15 protein-coding genes are annotated in these 17,700 nt (G+C 62.3%); 13 read left to right on the top strand and 2 right to left on the bottom strand.

Annotation, left to right across the window (positions count from 1 at the left end):
- Window positions 1-75: 75 nt before the first annotated feature.
- Window positions 76-1,209 (top strand): molecular chaperone DnaJ, encoded by a 1,134-nt coding sequence (gene dnaJ, locus EAO39_RS05980; RefSeq protein WP_120966598.1) that lies wholly within the window; start codon window positions 76-78, stop codon window positions 1,207-1,209.
- Between the two features lie 114 nt (window positions 1,210-1,323).
- On the opposite strand, the gene EAO39_RS05975 is transcribed toward dnaJ, so the two are convergent.
- On the bottom strand, window positions 1,324-2,688 hold the full coding sequence (locus EAO39_RS05975; RefSeq protein WP_346427103.1) for a tetratricopeptide repeat protein: 1,365 nt from the start codon (window positions 2,686-2,688) through the stop codon (window positions 1,324-1,326).
- Window positions 2,689-3,011: 323 nt separating this feature from the next.
- On the opposite strand from EAO39_RS05975, the gene EAO39_RS05970 reads away from it, so the two are divergent.
- The 12 genes from EAO39_RS05970 (at window position 3,012) to accD (ending at window position 17,019) form a co-directional block, all read left to right on the top strand.
- The gene (locus tag EAO39_RS05970; RefSeq protein WP_120966597.1) at window positions 3,012-3,998 is read left to right on the top strand and encodes a LysR substrate-binding domain-containing protein; all 987 of its coding nucleotides are present in this window, start codon (window positions 3,012-3,014) and stop codon (window positions 3,996-3,998) included.
- Between the two features lie 55 nt (window positions 3,999-4,053).
- Window positions 4,054-5,475, top strand: a complete 1,422-nt coding sequence (gene leuC, locus EAO39_RS05965; RefSeq protein ID WP_120966596.1) for a 3-isopropylmalate dehydratase large subunit — start codon at window positions 4,054-4,056, stop codon at window positions 5,473-5,475.
- A 25-nt stretch (window positions 5,476-5,500) separates the two neighbouring features.
- Window positions 5,501-5,629 carry an entericidin A/B family lipoprotein gene (locus EAO39_RS05960; protein WP_120966595.1) on the top strand — a complete coding sequence of 43 codons (129 nt, stop codon included), beginning with the start codon at window positions 5,501-5,503 and terminating at the stop codon, window positions 5,627-5,629.
- A gap of 21 nt (window positions 5,630-5,650) precedes the next feature.
- Window positions 5,651-6,307 carry a 3-isopropylmalate dehydratase small subunit gene (leuD, locus tag EAO39_RS05955; RefSeq protein WP_120966594.1) on the top strand — a complete coding sequence of 219 codons (657 nt, stop codon included), beginning with the start codon at window positions 5,651-5,653 and terminating at the stop codon, window positions 6,305-6,307.
- A gap of 109 nt (window positions 6,308-6,416) precedes the next feature.
- Window positions 6,417-7,493 carry a 3-isopropylmalate dehydrogenase gene (gene leuB, locus EAO39_RS05950; RefSeq protein WP_120966593.1) on the top strand — a complete coding sequence of 359 codons (1,077 nt, stop codon included), beginning with the start codon at window positions 6,417-6,419 and terminating at the stop codon, window positions 7,491-7,493.
- Between the two features lie 392 nt (window positions 7,494-7,885).
- The gene (gene asd / locus EAO39_RS05945) at window positions 7,886-8,998 is read left to right on the top strand and encodes an aspartate-semialdehyde dehydrogenase (RefSeq protein WP_120966592.1); all 1,113 of its coding nucleotides are present in this window, start codon (window positions 7,886-7,888) and stop codon (window positions 8,996-8,998) included.
- A 444-nt stretch (window positions 8,999-9,442) separates the two neighbouring features.
- A complete protein-coding gene (locus EAO39_RS05940) occupies window positions 9,443-12,241 on the top strand; it encodes a FimV/HubP family polar landmark protein (RefSeq protein ID WP_120966591.1) in 2,799 nt (932 codons plus the stop codon).
- A gap of 38 nt (window positions 12,242-12,279) precedes the next feature.
- Window positions 12,280-13,125, top strand: a complete 846-nt coding sequence (truA, locus tag EAO39_RS05935; RefSeq protein ID WP_120970746.1) for a tRNA pseudouridine(38-40) synthase TruA — start codon at window positions 12,280-12,282, stop codon at window positions 13,123-13,125.
- A complete protein-coding gene (locus tag EAO39_RS05930) occupies window positions 13,109-13,846 on the top strand; it encodes a phosphoribosylanthranilate isomerase (protein WP_205589352.1) in 738 nt (245 codons plus the stop codon). Before truA ends, EAO39_RS05930 begins: the two co-directional genes overlap by 17 nt.
- Window positions 13,839-15,149, top strand: coding sequence for a tryptophan synthase subunit beta (trpB, locus tag EAO39_RS05925; protein WP_120966590.1), 1,311 nt, complete (start codon window positions 13,839-13,841; stop codon window positions 15,147-15,149). Before EAO39_RS05930 ends, trpB begins: the two co-directional genes overlap by 8 nt.
- A complete protein-coding gene (trpA, locus tag EAO39_RS05920) occupies window positions 15,146-15,955 on the top strand; it encodes a tryptophan synthase subunit alpha (RefSeq protein ID WP_120966589.1) in 810 nt (269 codons plus the stop codon). Before trpB ends, trpA begins: the two co-directional genes overlap by 4 nt.
- Window positions 15,956-16,143: 188 nt before the next feature.
- Window positions 16,144-17,019: an acetyl-CoA carboxylase, carboxyltransferase subunit beta gene (accD, locus tag EAO39_RS05910; protein ID WP_120966587.1), complete on the top strand. Its 876-nt coding sequence runs from the start codon at window positions 16,144-16,146 to the stop codon at window positions 17,017-17,019.
- Between the two features lie 77 nt (window positions 17,020-17,096).
- On the opposite strand, the gene EAO39_RS05905 is transcribed toward accD, so the two are convergent.
- Entirely contained in the window at window positions 17,097-17,666 is a 570-nt protein-coding gene (locus EAO39_RS05905) for a YggT family protein (RefSeq protein ID WP_120966586.1), read from the bottom strand.
- Between the last annotated feature and the right edge of the window lie 34 nt (window positions 17,667-17,700).

Below are 17,700 nucleotides of genomic sequence, written 5' to 3'. Positions count from 1 at the left end.
TGACCACTTGCCGCCGCGCCAGACTCTGACAAGGGGCTGGCGCGGCGTTCCTGTTCTATCCGACCGGAAACCAACATGTCCAAACGCGACTATTACGAAGTTCTGGGCGTTGCCAAAAACGCCTCGGACGAAGAAATCAAGAAGGCTTATCGCAAACTGGCGATGAAGCACCACCCCGACCGCAACCAGGGTGAAAAGGCCAAAGAGGCCGAAGAGCAGTTCAAGGAAGTCAAAGAGGCTTACGAGATGCTTTCGGACGGCCAGAAACGTGCGGCCTACGACCAGTACGGCCACGCGGGTGTGGACCCCAACCGAGGCATGGGTGGCGGCGAAGGCTTTGGCGGTTTTGCCGAAGCTTTTGGCGATATCTTTGGCGATATGTTCAGCCAGGGCCGTGGCGGCCGGGCCGGTGGTGGCCGTCAGGTCTACCGCGGCAACGATCTGAGCTATTCCATGGAAATCAGCCTGGAAGAAGCCGCCAAGGGCAAGGATGCGCAAATTCGCATTCCCAGCTGGGACAACTGCGACAACTGCCACGGCAGCGGCGCCAAGCCAGGCACCAGCGCCAAGACCTGCTCCACCTGCAACGGCATGGGCAGCGTTCAGATGCGCCAGGGCTTTTTCAGCGTGCAGCAATCGTGCCCGCACTGCCGCGGCACCGGCAAGATCATTCCCGAGCCCTGCACCAGCTGCGGCGGCCAGGGCAAGGTCAAGCGCCAGAAGACGCTGGAAGTGAAGATTCCTGCCGGCATCGACGACGGCATGCGCATTCGCTCCGCCGGCAACGGCGAGCCAGGCACCAACGGGGGACCGGCGGGCGATCTGTATATCGAGATCCGCATCAAGGACCACGATATCTTTGAGCGCGACGGCGACGATCTGCACTGCAATGTGCCGGTGAGCTTCATCACCGCCGCCCTGGGTGGCGAGATTGAAGTGCCCACGCTGCAAGGCAAGGCTGCAATTGACATCCCCGAAGGCACGCAGGCCGGCAAGCAGTTCCGTCTGCGCGGCAAGGGCATCAAGGGCATTCGCTCCAGCTACCCCGGCGATCTGTATTGCCACATCGTGGTGGAAACGCCGGTCAAGCTCACCGAGCACCAGCGCAAGCTGCTCAAGGAACTCGATGAGTCGCTGAAAAAAGGCGGCTCCAAGCACTCGCCCAGCGGCGAAAGCTGGACGGATCGCCTGAAGAGCTTCTTCAGCTAAACCGATTCCCAAACGGTAGCAAAAAGCCCGTAAGCCACCTAATTTCAGGTGATTTACGGGCTTTTTCTATATCCGCAAAGCGCTGACCGCTATCGAATTTGAATCAGATAAGACTCAGGATTCTTTGACCGGCTTCCACTGCTGCGCCTTGCGCTGCACGCGCACACGATCTACAGGCTTGAGCTCCTGCTGCGCCGCTTGCAGGCGCGATTGCAGCGAAGGATCTTTGAGCTGGGCCACCAGCAGCCAGAAATAGGCCTGCTCCGCGCTCTTCTCCACTCCCTGGCCGCTGGCATAGACCGCCGCCAGATTGGACTGGGCCAACGTATAGCCCTGCTTGGCCGAGCGCTCAAACCACTGGGCTGCACGGCCCATATCCTGCGGCACGCCCTGGCCGTTGGCATAGAGAAAGCCCAGCGTGGACTGTGCCGAGGCATTGCCCTGCTTGGCGGCTTTCTCCATCCACTGCGCAGCACGGCCCAGATCCTGGGGCACAACCACGCCTTCGGCATAAATCATGCCCACGTTGTACTGGGCATCGACCAGGCCTTGCTCCGCCGCTTTTTCGAACCAGCGCAGCGCCGCCTTGCCATCTTCCTTGGTGCCGCGGCCGCCAGACAGCATCACGCCCAGACTGTACTGACCCGTGGCCTCACCGCTTTCCGCCGAACGTTGAAACCACTCCAGGGCGCGCGCCTCATCCTTGGCCACACCGCGGCCTTCGGCATACATCAGACCCAGATTGTTCTGGGCAATGCCATCGCCTTGCTGGGCTGCCTTGCCATACCACTGGGCAGCCAACGCATCGTTGCGCACCACGCCACGCCCGTTGGCATACAACACGCCCAGATCCGACTGGGCAGGCGCAAAGCCCTGCTCTGCCGACTTTTGATATAGCTGCACGGTCTGCGACAGATCCTGGGGCAGGCCTCTACCAAAGCGATAGCGCGAACCCAATGCGTACTGGGCCTTGGCGTCGCCTGCGGCCACGGCCTGGCGCAAGGCGGCGATGTCTCTGGCCTCGTCCGGCGCTGCGGCATTCGGCGTGCTCGCAGGTTTGGCGGGCGTCCATTGCTCCAGGCCTGTTGGACCTGCCACGGCTGCGGCTGCACCTACGGCAGCGGCGCCAGCCACGGCGGCACGGCTACCGCGCGCCGGCTTGCCTTTGCGGCTATGGCCTTGCGCAGCGGTATCCCGTGCCCCAGGCTTGACGACCGGTTTGGCTGCGGCCTTGCCGGGCTTGGCGGCAGGTTTGGCCGATGAGCGGGAAGCACTGGAAGCATTGGCCTTGGCATTGACCGCCGTCTTGCCCTTGGCCTGCGCCGGCATGAAAGCGACAGAGCCCAGGGACAGAACCAAGGACAGAGAGATCGTCATCCAGCAGGCCGCAGGCTTGGCCTGGCGCGGGTTCACTTGGGTGCCTGCAGGGCAGGCCAGGGATTCCGGGCGATCCGGCGGCGGAGGGAAGGTAGCGGTCATAACTCACATTTTTGCAGCATATGCCTAAGGCAGCAGACCACTTTACCGAGGATTCACAGCTTGTTTCAGCTTTGTGTGCCCTGCCTCATGAAACAGGCTTGAAATCCCGCACCAACTCAATCAGGTCCAGCGCTTTCAGCTATGAAATTAAAGGTGATACCGCGGCCGCAGCAGCACAAGCAAGTCATCGCCAAACAGCAGGTAGCTCATCGTAAAATCATGACCCATTACCCAGCAAGGCATCGTGCTTGAAGATGGATAAACGATAATTTATCGGTAAAAATACACACAACTTCTCTAAACGAGAAGACTAAAGCCCCACCATGAAGAATTCAGAGCGCAGTTTTGCACGGCGCATAGACCTCACCTCCCTGCAGCTGTTTGTTGCCGTCTGCGAACTGGGCAGCATAGGCCGCGCCGCCGAGCGTGAGTTCATCGCCGCCTCGGCCGTGAGCAAGCGCCTGTCCGATCTCGAAGCCACCGTCGATACCGCCCTGCTGTACCGCCACAGCCGCGGCGTGACGCTGACGCCCGCTGGCGAGAGCCTGCTGCACCATGCACGCAATGTGCTGTATGGCTTGGAGCGCATGCAGGGCGAGCTCAGCGAGTACGCCGACGGCGTGCGCGGCCATGTGCGCATTCACGCCAATATGTCGGCCATCGTGCAGTTTCTGCCCGAAGACCTGGGCGTTTTTGCCCGCGAGCACAACCAGATCAAGATTGATCTGCAGGAGCATCTGAGCCCCGACGTGCTCAGCGCCGTGGCCGAAGGCACGGCCGACATCGGCATCTGCACTTTGGGCAACAACGGCGCAACCTCCGCCACCCAGACCACCGTACAACTGAGCCAGGGCAATGTGCAGCTGCAGCACCGCGCCTACCGCGAGGACAGGCTGGTCGTCGTCGTGCCCGAGCAGCATGCGCTGGCCGAACGCGAAAGCGTGGCCTTTGCCGAAGTGCTGGAATGGGACATCGTCAGCCTGCACGCCGGCTCCTCCATCAGCCTGACCATGCGCGCTGCTGCGGCCACCGCCGGCCATGCGCTGCACCAGCGCATCCAGGTCACCAGCCTGGACGCCATGTGCCGCATGATCGACAACGGCCTGGGCATTGGCCTGCTGCCTGACCGCGCTTTCGAGCTGATGCATGGCGTCGGCCATTTGCGCGCCGTGCACCTGAGCGATGACTGGGCCCGCCGCGAACTGCGTGTGGTGGCCCGCGACTTTGAAGCCCTGCCCGTGACCACACGCTTGCTGGTGGAACACCTGTGCCCAGCAGGCGCAGCGACAACAACACATAGCCCGGCTTGACGCGCTTACGCCGTACAAGCTTTCTCCACGATTACCCAACGACCACGAGACAACCATGGGACGCACCCTCTACGACAAGATTTTTGACGAGCACGTCATCCATACTGAAGAAGACGGCACCTCCATCCTCTACATCGACCGGCATCTGGTCCATGAAGTGACCAGTCCCCAGGCCTTTGAAGGCCTGCGCGTGGCCGGCCGCAAGCTGTGGCGCATCAGCTCCGTGGTGGCCACTGCCGACCACAACACGCCCACCACCGGCTGGGAGCGTGGCTATGACGGTATCGACGACCCGATCAGCAAAGAGCAGATCGTCACGCTCAACAGCAATATTGCCGAGTTTGGCTCGGCCGCCTTCTTCCCCTTCATGGACAAGGGCCAGGGCATTGTTCACGTCATGGGCCCCGAGCAAGGCGCAACCCTGCCCGGCATGACCGTGGTCTGCGGCGACAGCCACACCTCCACCCACGGTGCTTTCGGCGCGCTGGCCCACGGCATAGGCACATCGGAAGTCGAGCACGTGATGGCCACGCAGACGCTGCTGGCCAAGAAGGCCAAGAACATGCAGGTGCTGGTCAACGGCAAGGTTGCCCCCGGCGTGACCGCCAAGGACATCGTGCTGGCCGTAATCGGCAAGATCGGCACGGCCGGCGGCACGGGCTACACCATCGAGTTCGCGGGCGAAGCCTTCCGCGACCTGTCCATCGAAGGCCGCATGACCGTCTGCAACATGGCCATCGAAGCCGGTGCGCGCGCCGGCCTGGTGGCCGTTGACGAAAAGACCATCAACTACGTCAAGGGCCGCCCCCTGGCCCCCACGGGTGCCGAGTGGGATGCCGCCGTCGCCTACTGGAAGACGCTGCACTCCGACGCCGATGCGAAATTCGACCGCGTGGTGGAATTGAACGGCGCCGACATCGTGCCTCAGGTCACCTGGGGCACCTCGCCCGAGATGGTGCTGGGCATCGACGCCTGCGTGCCCGATCCCGACAAGGAAAAGGACAGCAACAAGCGCGGCGCCATCGAGCGCGCCCTGACCTATATGGCGCTGGAGCCCGGCAAGCCTTTGAACGACATCTTTGTGGACAAGGTCTTCATCGGTTCCTGCACCAACAGCCGCATCGAAGACATGCGCGAAGCCGCTGCCGTGGTCAAGAAACTGGGCCAGAAAGTGGCACGCAACATCAAGCTGGCCATGGTGGTGCCCGGCTCTGGCCTGGTCAAGGAGCAGGCCGAGCGCGAAGGCCTGGACGTGATCTTCAAGGCCGCCGGCTTTGAATGGCGCGAACCCGGTTGCAGCATGTGCCTGGCCATGAATGCCGACCGTCTGGAGCCCGGCGAGCGCTGCGCCTCCACCAGCAACCGCAACTTCGAAGGCCGACAAGGCGCCGGTGGCCGCACCCATCTGGTCAGCCCGGCCATGGCTGCTGCAGCCGCCATCCACGGCCACTTTGTCGATATCCGCAAGTTCGCCTAAACATCTTTGTGCAGCCAGAGCTACCATGAAGCCTTCTATCTCGATCCTCCTGATTGGCTTGGCCTTCACGCTGGCGGCCTGCAACACCGTCCAGGGCTTCGGCCAGGACGTGCAAAAGGCCGGTAACGCCCTTGAGCGCGCAGCGACGCGCTGACCCCAGAACACTGAGACTGCCATGCAAAAATTCACCGTGCACAAGGGCCTTGTCGCCCCCATGGACCGCGAAAACGTCGATACCGACGCCATCATCCCCAAGCAGTTCCTCAAGTCGATCAAGAAGACCGGCTTTGGCGTGAACCTGTTTGACGAATGGCGCTATCTGGACCAGCCCGGCCAGCCCGGCGTGCCCGAATCGGATCGCAAGCCCAACCCCGACTTCGTGCTCAACCAGCCGCGCTACAAAGGCGCATCCATCCTGATTGCGCGCAACAACTTCGGCTGCGGCTCCAGCCGCGAGCATGCTCCCTGGGCGCTGGATCAATACGGTTTTCGCGCCGTGCTGGCCCCCAGCTTTGCCGACATCTTCTTCAACAACTGCTTCAAGAACGGCCTGCTGCCCATCGTCTTGCCCGAAGCCGTGATCGAAGAGCTGTTCAACGCCGTCCATGCCTTCCCCGGCTACGAGCTGACCATCGATCTGGAGCGCCAGGTCATTGTTCGCCCCCAGGGCGAAGAGACTCCTTTCGACGTGATCGCTTTTCGCAAGTACTGCCTGCTCAACGGCTTTGACGATATCGGCCTCACGCTGCGCCATGAGGACAAGATCAAGGCCTTCGAAGCCGAGCGTCTGGCCACCAAGCCCTGGCTGGCACACACTCTGGTTCAGAAGTAACTATCAATAAATGAGCTGCTAGCGCATTGAATTCTTCATTTTCAAGATCGATTGAATCTGAAGTCTATGAATAATGGGCGTAAGCAGCTATTAAATTAAAAGGAACATCATGAAGATCGCAGTTCTGCCCGGAGACGGCATTGGCCCAGAAATCATTGCGGAAGCCGTCAAGGTTCTGAACGCTCTGAACCTGGACCTGCAAATGGAAACCGCCCCCGTGGGCGGCGCAGGTTACGAGGCTTCTGGCCACCCTCTGCCTCCCGCCACGCTGAAGCTGGCCCAGGAAGCGGACGCCATTCTGTTCGGCGCCGTGGGCGACTGGAAGTACGACACGCTGGACCGCCCTCTGCGCCCCGAGCAAGCCATTCTGGGCCTGCGCAAGGCGCTGGGCCTGTTCGCCAACTTCCGTCCCGCCATCTGCTACAAGGAACTGACGCACGCCTCCAGCTTGAAGCCCGAGCTGGTTGCCGGCCTGGACATCCTGATCATCCGCGAGTTGACGGGCGACATCTATTTCGGCCAGCCACGCGGCCGCCGCACGGCACCGGACGGTCATTTCCCCGGTTCCGAAGAAGCTTTCGACACCATGCGCTACTCGCGCCCCGAGATCGAGCGCATTGCCCACGTGGCCTTCCAGGCCGCCCAAAAACGCGACAAGCGCGTGACCAGCGTGGACAAATCCAATGTGCTGGAAACCTTCCAGCTGTGGAAGGACGTGGTCACCGAAGTCGCCAAGCAATACCCCGATGTGGCGCTGGACCATATGTACGTGGACAACGCGGCCATGCAGCTGGTCAAGGAACCCAAGCGCTTTGACGTGGTGGTCACCGGCAATATGTTCGGCGACATCCTCTCCGACGAAGCCTCCATGCTGACCGGCTCCATCGGCATGCTGCCCTCGGCATCGCTGAACGACAAAAAGCAAGGCCTGTACGAACCCAGCCACGGCTCGGCCCCCGACATCGCCGGCAAGGGCATCGCCAATCCGTTGGCCACCATCCTGAGCGCCGCCATGATGCTGCGCTTCAGCCTGGGCCAGGAAGCGGCCGCTCTGAAGATCGAAGCTGCCGTGCAACAAGTGCTGGCCGACGGCCTGCGCACCGCCGACATCTACAGCGAAGGCACGACCAAGGTCAGCACCGCCCAGATGGGCGACGCCGTGGTCAAGGCTCTGGCCTCGGTATAAGGCTCAGGCACCGCTGAACGGATGGGCGCATAGGCGCCCCTCCGTTCAGCAGCAGCGGGACCACCGTGCTGATTGATGCGGTTTCAAGGCATAAATCAGCAAAACGTCAAAATTAATATAGATTTTTCGTCGAATTGACGAATACATTTATCATTTTTAACGAAGAGTGATTTCAGCAGATTGGCTAGAATCACTGCACTTATGTTTGCCACACGCCTTTTCATCACTGAAATCACAACACCTGCTGCTCAAGCCGGTGTGGACGCGTGCGCAATCACCATTAAGACGATTACCGGCTGACCCAGCCCGGTTCGTCGTGCGCCCTTTCCGGCCAGACGAGCCGGACGAAGCAGTCTCAAGCTACTGTTTTCAATACTGAAAGGGCGTTTCAAATGAGCAAGCAACTAGTGGGTTTGGTGGGCTGGCGCGGCATGGTCGGTTCCGTGCTGATGGACCGCATGCAAGCCGAAGGCGACTTCGAGCTGATCGAGCCTGTGTTCTTCTCCACCTCCAATGCCGGCGGCAAGGCTCCGGCCATGGCCAAGACCCACACCCAGCTCAAGGATGCCAACGACATCGCCGAACTGGCAAAGTGCGACGTCATCATCACCTGCCAGGGCGGTGACTACACCAAGGACGTATTCCCCAAGATCCGCGCCGCCGGCTGGAATGGCCACTGGATTGATGCCGCATCTTCGCTGCGCATGGAAGACAACGCCGTCATCGTGCTGGACCCCGTCAACGACGACCTGATCAAGACCAAGCTGGCCGCTGGCGGCAAGAACTGGATTGGCGGCAACTGCACCAACTCCATCTTGCTGATGGGCCTGGGCGGCCTGTTCAAGGCCGGTCTGGTGGAGTGGGTCTCCTCCATGACCTACCAGGCGGCATCGGGCGGCGGCGCCAACCATATGCGCGAACTGCTCAAGGGCATGGGCGTGGTCCACGCTGCCGTGGCCGACGAGCTGGCCACGCCGGCTTCCGCGATTTTGGAAATCGACCGCAAGGTTGCCACCACCATCCGCGAAGACGTGCCCACCGAATTCTTCGGCGCCCCTCTGGCCGGCGGCCTGATCCCCTGGATCGACGCCCAGCTGGACAACGGCCAGTCCAAGGAAGAGTGGAAGGGCCAGGCCGAAGTCAACAAGATCCTCGGCACCGAAGCCACCATCCCCGTGGACGGCCTGTGCGTGCGCATCGGCGCCATGCGCTGCCACAGCCTGGCCCTGACGCTCAAGCTCAAGAAGGATCTGCCTCTCGAGGAGATCGAAGCACTGATCAAGAACGGCAACCCCTGGGTGAAGTTCGTGGCCAACGAGCGTGCTCTGACCGTCAAGGAATTGACGCCAGCCGCCACCACCGGCGGCCTGGAAGTGGCTGTGGGCCGCGTGCGCAAGCTCAATATGGGCCCAGAGTATGTGTCGGCCTTCGTGATCGGCGACCAGCTGCTGTGGGGCGCTGCCGAGCCTCTGCGCCGCATGCTACGCATTTTGCTGGCCGCCTGATTGCTGCCTCCAACCATCTGATGCCCATCCGGGCTAGGCTCTGATTCGCCACGCGGATTTGAGCCAGCACAAACAGCGCCATGTCATCGTCCAGATGCATGGCGCTTTTTCTTGACTTGGCCGCCGCTGCGGCACAATCTCAGCCATGTAACATGGCAGAAACAGCCCAGGCTTTGACTCTGCCGGCTCCATCTGCACCGCTGCACAGCAGCCAGCACCGATACACTGGCTTGTATCTCGTTGCCATTCGGCAACATTCCTCTGTTTCACCTACCAGGCTTTTGCTCACAATGCGATAGCGTGGTTGACAATGCAAACCACGTACCCGGCTCAACGAGACTCTCTTTGAAACCGGGTAAATTTCAATTACAAATGTGCATGGATGAGTCTGGCCAAAAGAAAAAGATTGCTCGCCCGATTGCACATATCAACGCTTGATGCCCTATGCAACGCTGGAAACTCTCTGCGCTCGCCGCTGCGACCCTTGCCTTCTCAGGCTTAACTTCCTCTAACGCATGGGCACTCGCACTGGGCCGTATCACCGTACAGTCCGCCCTCGGCGAACCGCTGCGCGCCGAAGTCGAGATTCCTCAGCTGACCTCTGCCGAAGCCGACAATCTGCAGGCCAGCATTGCCTCGCCAGCTGCTTTCCGTTCCCAGGGCGTGGAGTACTCAGGCATTGCCAGCTCCGTGCGCATCAAGGTGCAAAAGCGCGCCAATGGCACGGCCGTGCTCCAGCTGAGCAGCTTCCAGCCGGTCAACGATCCTTTTATTGATCTGGTCATCGATGCCAACTGGACGTCCGGCAATCTGCAGCGCAGTTACACCCTGCTGCTGGACCCGCCCGCCGCCCGCCGCCCGGCTCCCGTCGTCACGGCAGCAGCCCAGACCTCGGCTCCTGAAGTGGCCCCTCGTCCCCGCCCCATCCCACCGCTGGCTGCAGAGCGGCCAATCGAGCGCGCCGCAGCCTCCTCTTTGCGCAACAAGCGCGGCAGCGAGGAAAATACCCCGCGCAAGCGCGCAGCGGAAACGGCTTCACCAGCTGCACCGGCTTCGGGCGAGAAGAGCATCAAGATCAAGCCAGGCGACACCGCCAGCCGACTGGCTGCCCGCTATCGTCCCGCAGGCGTTTCCCTCGATCAGATGCTGGTCGCCATGCTGCGCAGCAGTCCGCAGGCATTTGTCAACGACAACGTGAACCAGATGCGCAGCGGCGCCGTGATCGAAATGCCCGACGCAGGAGCGGCCAAGGCCACATCGCCGCGCGAAGCACGCCAGATCCTGGCGGCCCAGTCGCGCGACTTCAACGAGTTCCGCCGCCTGCTGGCAGGCGCTGCGCCAGCAGTGCCCGTGGAAGCGGCAAGCCGCACGGCGTCGGGCCAGGTCCAAGCTCAGGTGCAGGATGCCAAGCCCGGCACGGCCGCTCCCGACAAGCTCACCCTGTCCAAGGGCGCCGTCAAAGCCGTGGCCGAGGACGAGAAGCTGGCCCAGCAAAAGCAATCGGCAGACCAGTCCAACCGTGTCGATGAGCTCAAGCGCAATATCGCCGAACTGAACCAGATTGCCGCGGCAAGCAAGCCCGACGGTGTTCCTGCCACTGGAGCAGTTGCAGACCCTGCTGCGCCGACCACCGCCGCAACAGAAGGCACCAAACCGGCTGTAGCCCAGGATCCATCTGCGACTGCAGCTACCGGAAATGCAGCACCTGCCGGTAATGCAGCCGCCACTGACGGTAGCGCGCCAACGGCGACGCCTGCGCCCAAGCCTGCCCCCGTGGCGGCACCAGCTCCCGCCCCGGCCGAACCCGGTTTTATCGACAACCTGCTGGCAGACCCCACGATCCCGCTGGCAGGTGCGGCCATTCTGGCCATGCTGCTCGGTTATGGCGGCTACCGCGTGGCACAGCGCCGCAAGGCTGCAGCCGTCACGGGCGACAGCACGCTGATCGACAGCCGACTCGACTCCTTTTTTGGCAGCAGCGGCGGCCAGCGCGTGGATACCGGCATCAGCAGCCAGATGTCGGGCCATTCCATGCATTACTCACCCAGCCAGCTCGACGCCGGCGATGTGGACCCCCTGGCCGAAGCCGATGTGTACCTGGCCTACGGCCGTGATCTGCAGGCCGAGGAAATCCTCAAGGAAGCGCTGCGCAGCACTCCGAATCGCCTGGCCCTGCATCAAAAGTTGGGCGAGATCTATGCCAAGCGCCACGACCGCCTGTCTTTTGAGGCAACGGCCAACCATGTCTACGCCCTGACCCAAGGCCAGGGTGTGGAATGGCAGCGTCTGTCCGATCAAGGCCGCATCCTCGATCCCGACAACGCCCTCTACCAGCCCGGCGGCAGCCCCCAGCCCCGCTCCGCAGCCAGTGCTCAGGCGTTCATGCCCTCCCAGTTCTCGGCGACCGAACCCGCATCGACTCAGATGGGCCGCGTTGCGGCCGCCACGGCAGTGACGGCTGCGGGAGCCGCCGGCTTGGCTGCCGCCCACCAGACGCGTCAGTCCGGCTATCAGCCACCCCACGATGACCGTGAAGGCCCTGCCACCTTGCCGTTGGACATGGATCTGGGCATGGACCTGGATCTGCCCGGCGGTCTGGCCGATGCCAGTCTTTCGTCGCAGCCAATGCCTATGGAAGCCCATATTCCTCAGCCCAGCGCTCAGGACTTTGACGCTCTGGAGTTCAGCGACTCCCGGCCCGCAGCCCAGCCCCCTGTGGCAAGCCTGCCCACACCGGCCGCACCCACTGCCGACAACAGCCTGAACATGGATTTTTCGGCAATGGAGGCCTTCACGCCACCGACCGCGCCCGCCGACAACAGCCAGGCTTTTGCCGCCACCTCGCTGGACGCGCTGGAATTCGATCTGGACAGCTTCACCCTGCCACAGACCGCGCCCGCAGCAGAAACCCGCGCTCCTGGCCTGACCGAAGAGCGCGCAACCGAACAGCAGCCTCTGGAGCCAGCCAAAGACCCGGTTGCCAACAGCCATATCATGGACTTCGATCTTGGCGGTCTGAGCCTGGATTTGGGCGGTGGCCCCGCCTCCAGCCCCGCGCTGACCGCAGTGGCTGCCGCGCCGACTGCACCTGAAGACCCCTTGGCCACCAAGCTGGCCCTGGCCGAGGAATTCAATGCCATTGGCGATGCGGACGGTGCGCGTACACTGATAGAAGAAGTGATTGCCGAAGCCCACGGCGATCTCAAGACCAAGGCCCAGAGCCTGCTCTCCCAGATTGGTTGAAATTTGATGTATTTGAACCCCGCGCCAGGGGCATTGCCATGCGCATAGCTCTTGGCGTCAGCTACAACGGTCAGGCCTACAACGGCTGGCAAAGCCAGTCCTCAGGCAACACCGTACAAGACAAACTCGAAGCGGCCCTGGGCCGCTTTGCTACTGAAAAAGTCTCCACCGTCTGCGCCGGCCGCACCGATGCCGGCGTCCACGGCCTCATGCAGGTGGTGCACTTTGACACCGAGCTGGAGCGTGCCCCCTATTCCTGGGTGCGCGGCACCAACACCTTTCTGCCGCCCGATATCGCCGTGCAATGGGCTCACCCCGTCGCTGAAGACTTTCACTCGCGCTTTTGCGCCACCGGCCGCCGCTACGCCTATGTGCTGCTGCAGTCGCCCGTGCGCCCCAGCGTGGAAGCCGGCCGCGTGGGCTGGATGTTCTACCCTCTTGATGGCGAGGCCATGCAGCAAGGGGCCAGCTACCTGCTGGGCGAACACGACTTCAGCTCGTTTCGCGCCTCGGCCTGCCAGGCCAAGAGCCCGGTCAAGACGCTGTACGACATCCGCATCACGCGCCGCCTGATCAGCGGCGGCTCTCAGGCAGCGGCCAGCGCCATGCGCCCCGGCGACGAGCCCATGGAATGTTGCTACTGGCGTTTCGAGTTTGACGGCAGCGCGTTCCTGCACCACATGGTGCGCAACATCATGGGCTGCCTGATCAATATCGGCCAGAAGCAATGCCCGCCCGAGTGGATGCAGCAGGTGCTGGATGCCCGCTCGCGCGATGCCGCCGCCCCCACCTTCGCACCGGATGGTCTTTATTTCCTCGGCCCCATGTATGAGGAAAAATGGGGCCTGCCCACCCGTACGGCGGCCTATGACTGGCTGCCCTGACGCCATGCACAGCACACAGCACCGAACCCGAATCAAGATCTGCGGCCTCACCCGCGAAGAGGACGTGGATGCCGCCGTGGCCGCCGGAGCAGACGCCATAGGCTTTGTGCTCTACGCCCCAAGCCCGCGCGCCGTATCGGTGGCACGCGCCGCCGAGCTGGCCAGGCGCCTGCCGCCTTTTGTCACGCCCGTGCTGTTGTTCGTCAACGAGACTGCTTTCAATGTGATAGCTGCTTGCGCAGAAATACCGGGCGCTTGCGTGCAATTTCACGGTGATGAATCGCCCGAGCAATGCCAGACAGCCACCCAGGCTACCCGGGCATGGATGCGGGCCGCCCGCATACCCCTTGGGGATGACGCCAAGCAGTTCGACCTCGTAGAATATGCCCAACGATATTCACAAGCCCAGGCCATCCTGCTCGACGCCCATGTCGACGGTTATGGCGGAGGCGGAAAAACATTCAATTGGTCACTCCTGCCAACAAGCGTCGCCTCTCACCTCGTTTTGTCTGGTGGACTCACGCCTGCAAACGTGACCGATGGCATCTTGCAAGTGCGCCCTCGCGGGCTGTCGCTGGCCGTTGATGTGAGCTCTGGTGTCGAGGCCGACGGCCCCGATGGCAAGCCACTCAAGGGCATCAAGGACGCCCACAAGATTCACCGCTTCATCGCTGCCGTGCGCGCAGCGGATGCCCCAAATTTGCAGACGACACATGTTTGAATACCAATTCCCCGACGCCCACGGCCACTTCGGCCACTACGGTGGCAGCTTTGCCAGCGAAACCCTGACCCACGCCCTTGTCGAGCTGCGCGAGGCCTATGCCAAGTACCAAAACGACCCGGCCTTCATTGCCGAGTTCCAGTCCGAGCTGGCCCACTATGTAGGCCGTCCCTCGCCCGTCTATCACGCCTCGCGCATGTCGCGCGAGATGGGCGGCGCGCAGATCTATCTCAAGCGCGAGGACCTCAACCACACCGGCGCCCACAAGATCAACAATGTGATCGGCCAGGCCATGCTCGCCAAGCGCATGGGCAAGCCGCGCATCATTGCCGAGACCGGTGCCGGTCAGCACGGCGTGGCCACGGCCACCATCTGCGCCCGCTACGGCCTGGAATGCATCGTCTACATGGGTGCCGAGGACGTGAAGCGTCAAAGCCCCAATGTCTACCGCATGAAGCTCTTGGGCGCCACCGTCGTGCCCGTGGAATCGGGCAGCAAGACCTTGAAGGACGCCCTCAACGAAGCCATGCGCGATTGGGTGGCAAATGTGGACAACACCTTTTATATCATTGGCACGGTGGCCGGTCCCCACCCCTATCCCATGATGGTGCGCGACTTCCAGAAAGTCATTGGCGACGAGTGCCTGACGCAGATGCCCGAGTTTCTGGGCCCCGATCAGCAACCCGACGCCGTGGTGGCTTGCGTGGGCGGCGGCAGCAATGCTATGGGCATCTTCTACCCATACATCCCCTACGAGAACACCCAGCTAATCGGCGTGGAAGCCGCCGGTGAAGGCCTGGAGAGTGGCAAGCACTCGGCCTCGCTGCAAAAAGGCAGTTCGGGCGTGCTGCACGGCAACCGCACTTTCATCCTGCAAGATGAAAACGGCCAGATCACCGAAACCCACTCCATCAGCGCCGGCCTGGACTACCCCGGCGTGGGCCCGGAACACGCCTGGCTGCAGGAGCTCGGCCGTGCCCAGTACGTTGGCATTACCGACCAGGAAGCGCTGGACGCCTTCCACTACCTGTGCCGCGCCGAAGGCATCATTCCCGCGCTGGAATCCAGCCATGCCGTGGCCTATGCCATGAAGCTGGCCAAGACCATGCGTGCCGACCAATCCATTCTGGTCAGTCTGTCCGGTCGTGGCGACAAGGACATCGGTACCGTGGCCGACCTCTCGGGGGCCGAATACTTTGACCGCCCCTCCATGCGCGGCCTCACCGTCAAGGGTGGGCCAGCGCATGACGCCGCCAAGACAGCCCACGGCACCAGCGCTGCGGGAGGAAACAACAAGCTATGAGCCGCATCACCACCACTTTTGACGCACTGCAGGCCGAAGGCCGCAAGGCCTTGATTCCCTACGTCACGGCAGGCTTTCCGTTCGCTGCCATCACGCCCTCCCTCATGCACGGCATGGTGGAGGCCGGTGCCGATGTGATCGAGCTGGGCATTCCCTTCTCCGACCCCATGGCCGACGGTCCCACCATCCAGCGCGCGGGCGACCGCGCCATCGCCAACGGCGTGGGTCTCAAGCAGGTGCTGGCCTATGTGGCCGAGTTCCGCCAGAAGAACACCACCACGCCCGTGGTGCTGATGGGCTATGCCAATCCGGTGGAGCGCTACGACCAGATCCACGGCGAAGACGCTTTCGTCAACCAAGCCGCCCAGTCCGGCGTGGACGGCATGCTGATCGTGGACTACCCGCCCGAAGAGTGCGAAGAGTTCGCCGCCAAGCTCAAGGCCCGCGACATGGACCTGATCTTCCTGCTGGCCCCCACCAGCACCGAAGAGCGCATGCAGCAGGTGGCGCGCGTGGCCAGCGGCTATGTGTACTACGTCTCGCTCAAGGGCGTGACAGGCTCCGGCACACTGGACACGGCCGCCGTGGAAGCCATGCTGCCCCGCATCCGCCAGCATGTCAGCATTCCCGTGGGCGTGGGTTTTGGCATCCGCGATGCCCAGACCGCCCATGCCATCAGCCGTGTCGCCGATGCCGTCATCATCGGCAGCCGCATCATCGACCTGCTCGACAACCAGCCGCACGAGAAGATCGTGCCCCTGGCAATAGACTTCCTGCGCGGTGTGCGTAAGGCTCTCGACGCATAATGCTGCCCTGAAATCAGCCTCCCCCCTGAGCGGCATTGCCGCTTCCCCCTTGAAGGGGGACGACAGCCTCGCAGCGGGGCGGCCCTTGCTCGCTGTCCCTGACCGGGATTGCGCCAGTGCCTGCGCCGCGCCACTCTCATGGGTTGCAGGTGGCGCCCAGTGCAGTGGAAACTGAAAAGGAAACAACCATGTCTTGGCTTGAAAAACTTCTGCCTGCCAAAATCCAGCAGACCAACCCGACGGAACGCGTACAGCAGATTCCCGAAGGTCTGTGGATCAAATGCCCCAGCTGCGAAAGCGTGCTGTACAAGACCGATCTGGAAAAGAACCAGAACGTCTGCCCTACTTGCGGCCATCACCACCGCATTGGCGCGCGCGCGCGCCTGAACCATTTCCTCGATGCTGAGGGCCGTTACGAAGTCGGCCAGGAAGTCATTCCTGTCGATCCGCTCAAGTTCAAGGACAGCCGCAAGTACCCCGAGCGACTGAAGGAAGCGCTGGAGAACACCGGCGAGACCGATGCCCTGATCGTCATGGGCGGCTCGGTCAAGAGCATCAATGTGGTCGTGGCCTGCTTTGAATTCGACTTCATGGGCGGATCCATGGGCTCCGTGGTCGGCGAGCGCTTTGCCCGCGGCGTGGAAACCGCCATCGAGCAAAAAGTGCCCTTCATCTGCTTTACGGCCACCGGTGGTGCCCGCATGCAGGAAGGCCTGCTCTCACTGATGCAAATGGCCAAGACCAATGCGGCGCTGACCCGCTTGGCCAAAAAAGGCCTGCCCTACATCTCGGTGCTGACCGACCCCACCATGGGTGGCGTCTCTGCCGGCTTTGCCTTCATGGGCGATATCGTGATTGCCGAACCCAAGGCCTTGATCGGCTTTGCCGGCCCCCGCGTGATCGAGACCACCGTGCGCGTCAAGCTGCCCGAAGGCTTCCAGCGCGCCGAGTTCCTGCAGGAAAAAGGTGCTGTTGACATGATCGTGGACCGCCGCGAACTGCGCGACCGCGTTTCCAGCTCGCTGGCCATGCTGCAGCGCCTGCCTGCCGACGCAGTGGAATAAGCCACAGCGCTAGCAAAAACAAAGCGGCCCGCGCAGATTCTGTCTGCGCGGGCCGCTTTTTTATGCTCAGACCAGGCTTACAGGCCTGTGCTGACAATGGCGCGCAAGCCCCAGGCCTGCACATAGGTCAGCACCATCAGCAGCACCTGCAGTGCAATCAGACCGATCAAGGCCGAGAAATCCACGTTGCCGACCAGGGGCACCAACTTGCGGATCGGTTTGAGCAGCGGATCGGACAGACGCTGCAGCACGCCGGCAATCGGCGAATAAGGCTGGACCCAGGACAGGATGGCAAACACCAGCAAAATCCCCATCAGTCCCGACAAGGCCACTTTGGCCAGAGCGCAGAGCGCCAGCCAGGGCAAGGCCAACACCGAGCCTGCAGCCCCCGTGAGCAGCCACAGCAGCAGCATCTGCACCAGCACCAGCAAGATGGCGGCCAGCAGGCTGGGCATATCCCAGCGTCCCTTGCTGGAAAACGCTTTGCGCAGCGGCAGAACAATCCAGTCGGTCAGGGCAAAAACCAGCTGGCCCACGGGATTGCCGAACGGCACCCGCTGCTGTTGCATGTACAGGCGCAGCAGACAGGCGCCGCTGATCAGGCCAACAACAATGTCCAGCACAAAGGTAAGAATCTCAAACAGCATGGAAGGTGTTCAGTCCAAAGAAGTGAAAGGCGGT

This window comes from Comamonas sp. lk, assembly GCF_900564145.1.
Classification (GTDB): Bacteria; Pseudomonadota; Gammaproteobacteria; order Burkholderiales; family Burkholderiaceae_C; genus Comamonas.
Note: the sequence above shows the minus strand (reverse complement) of the source record. Positions and strands in the feature narration are given on the sequence as shown.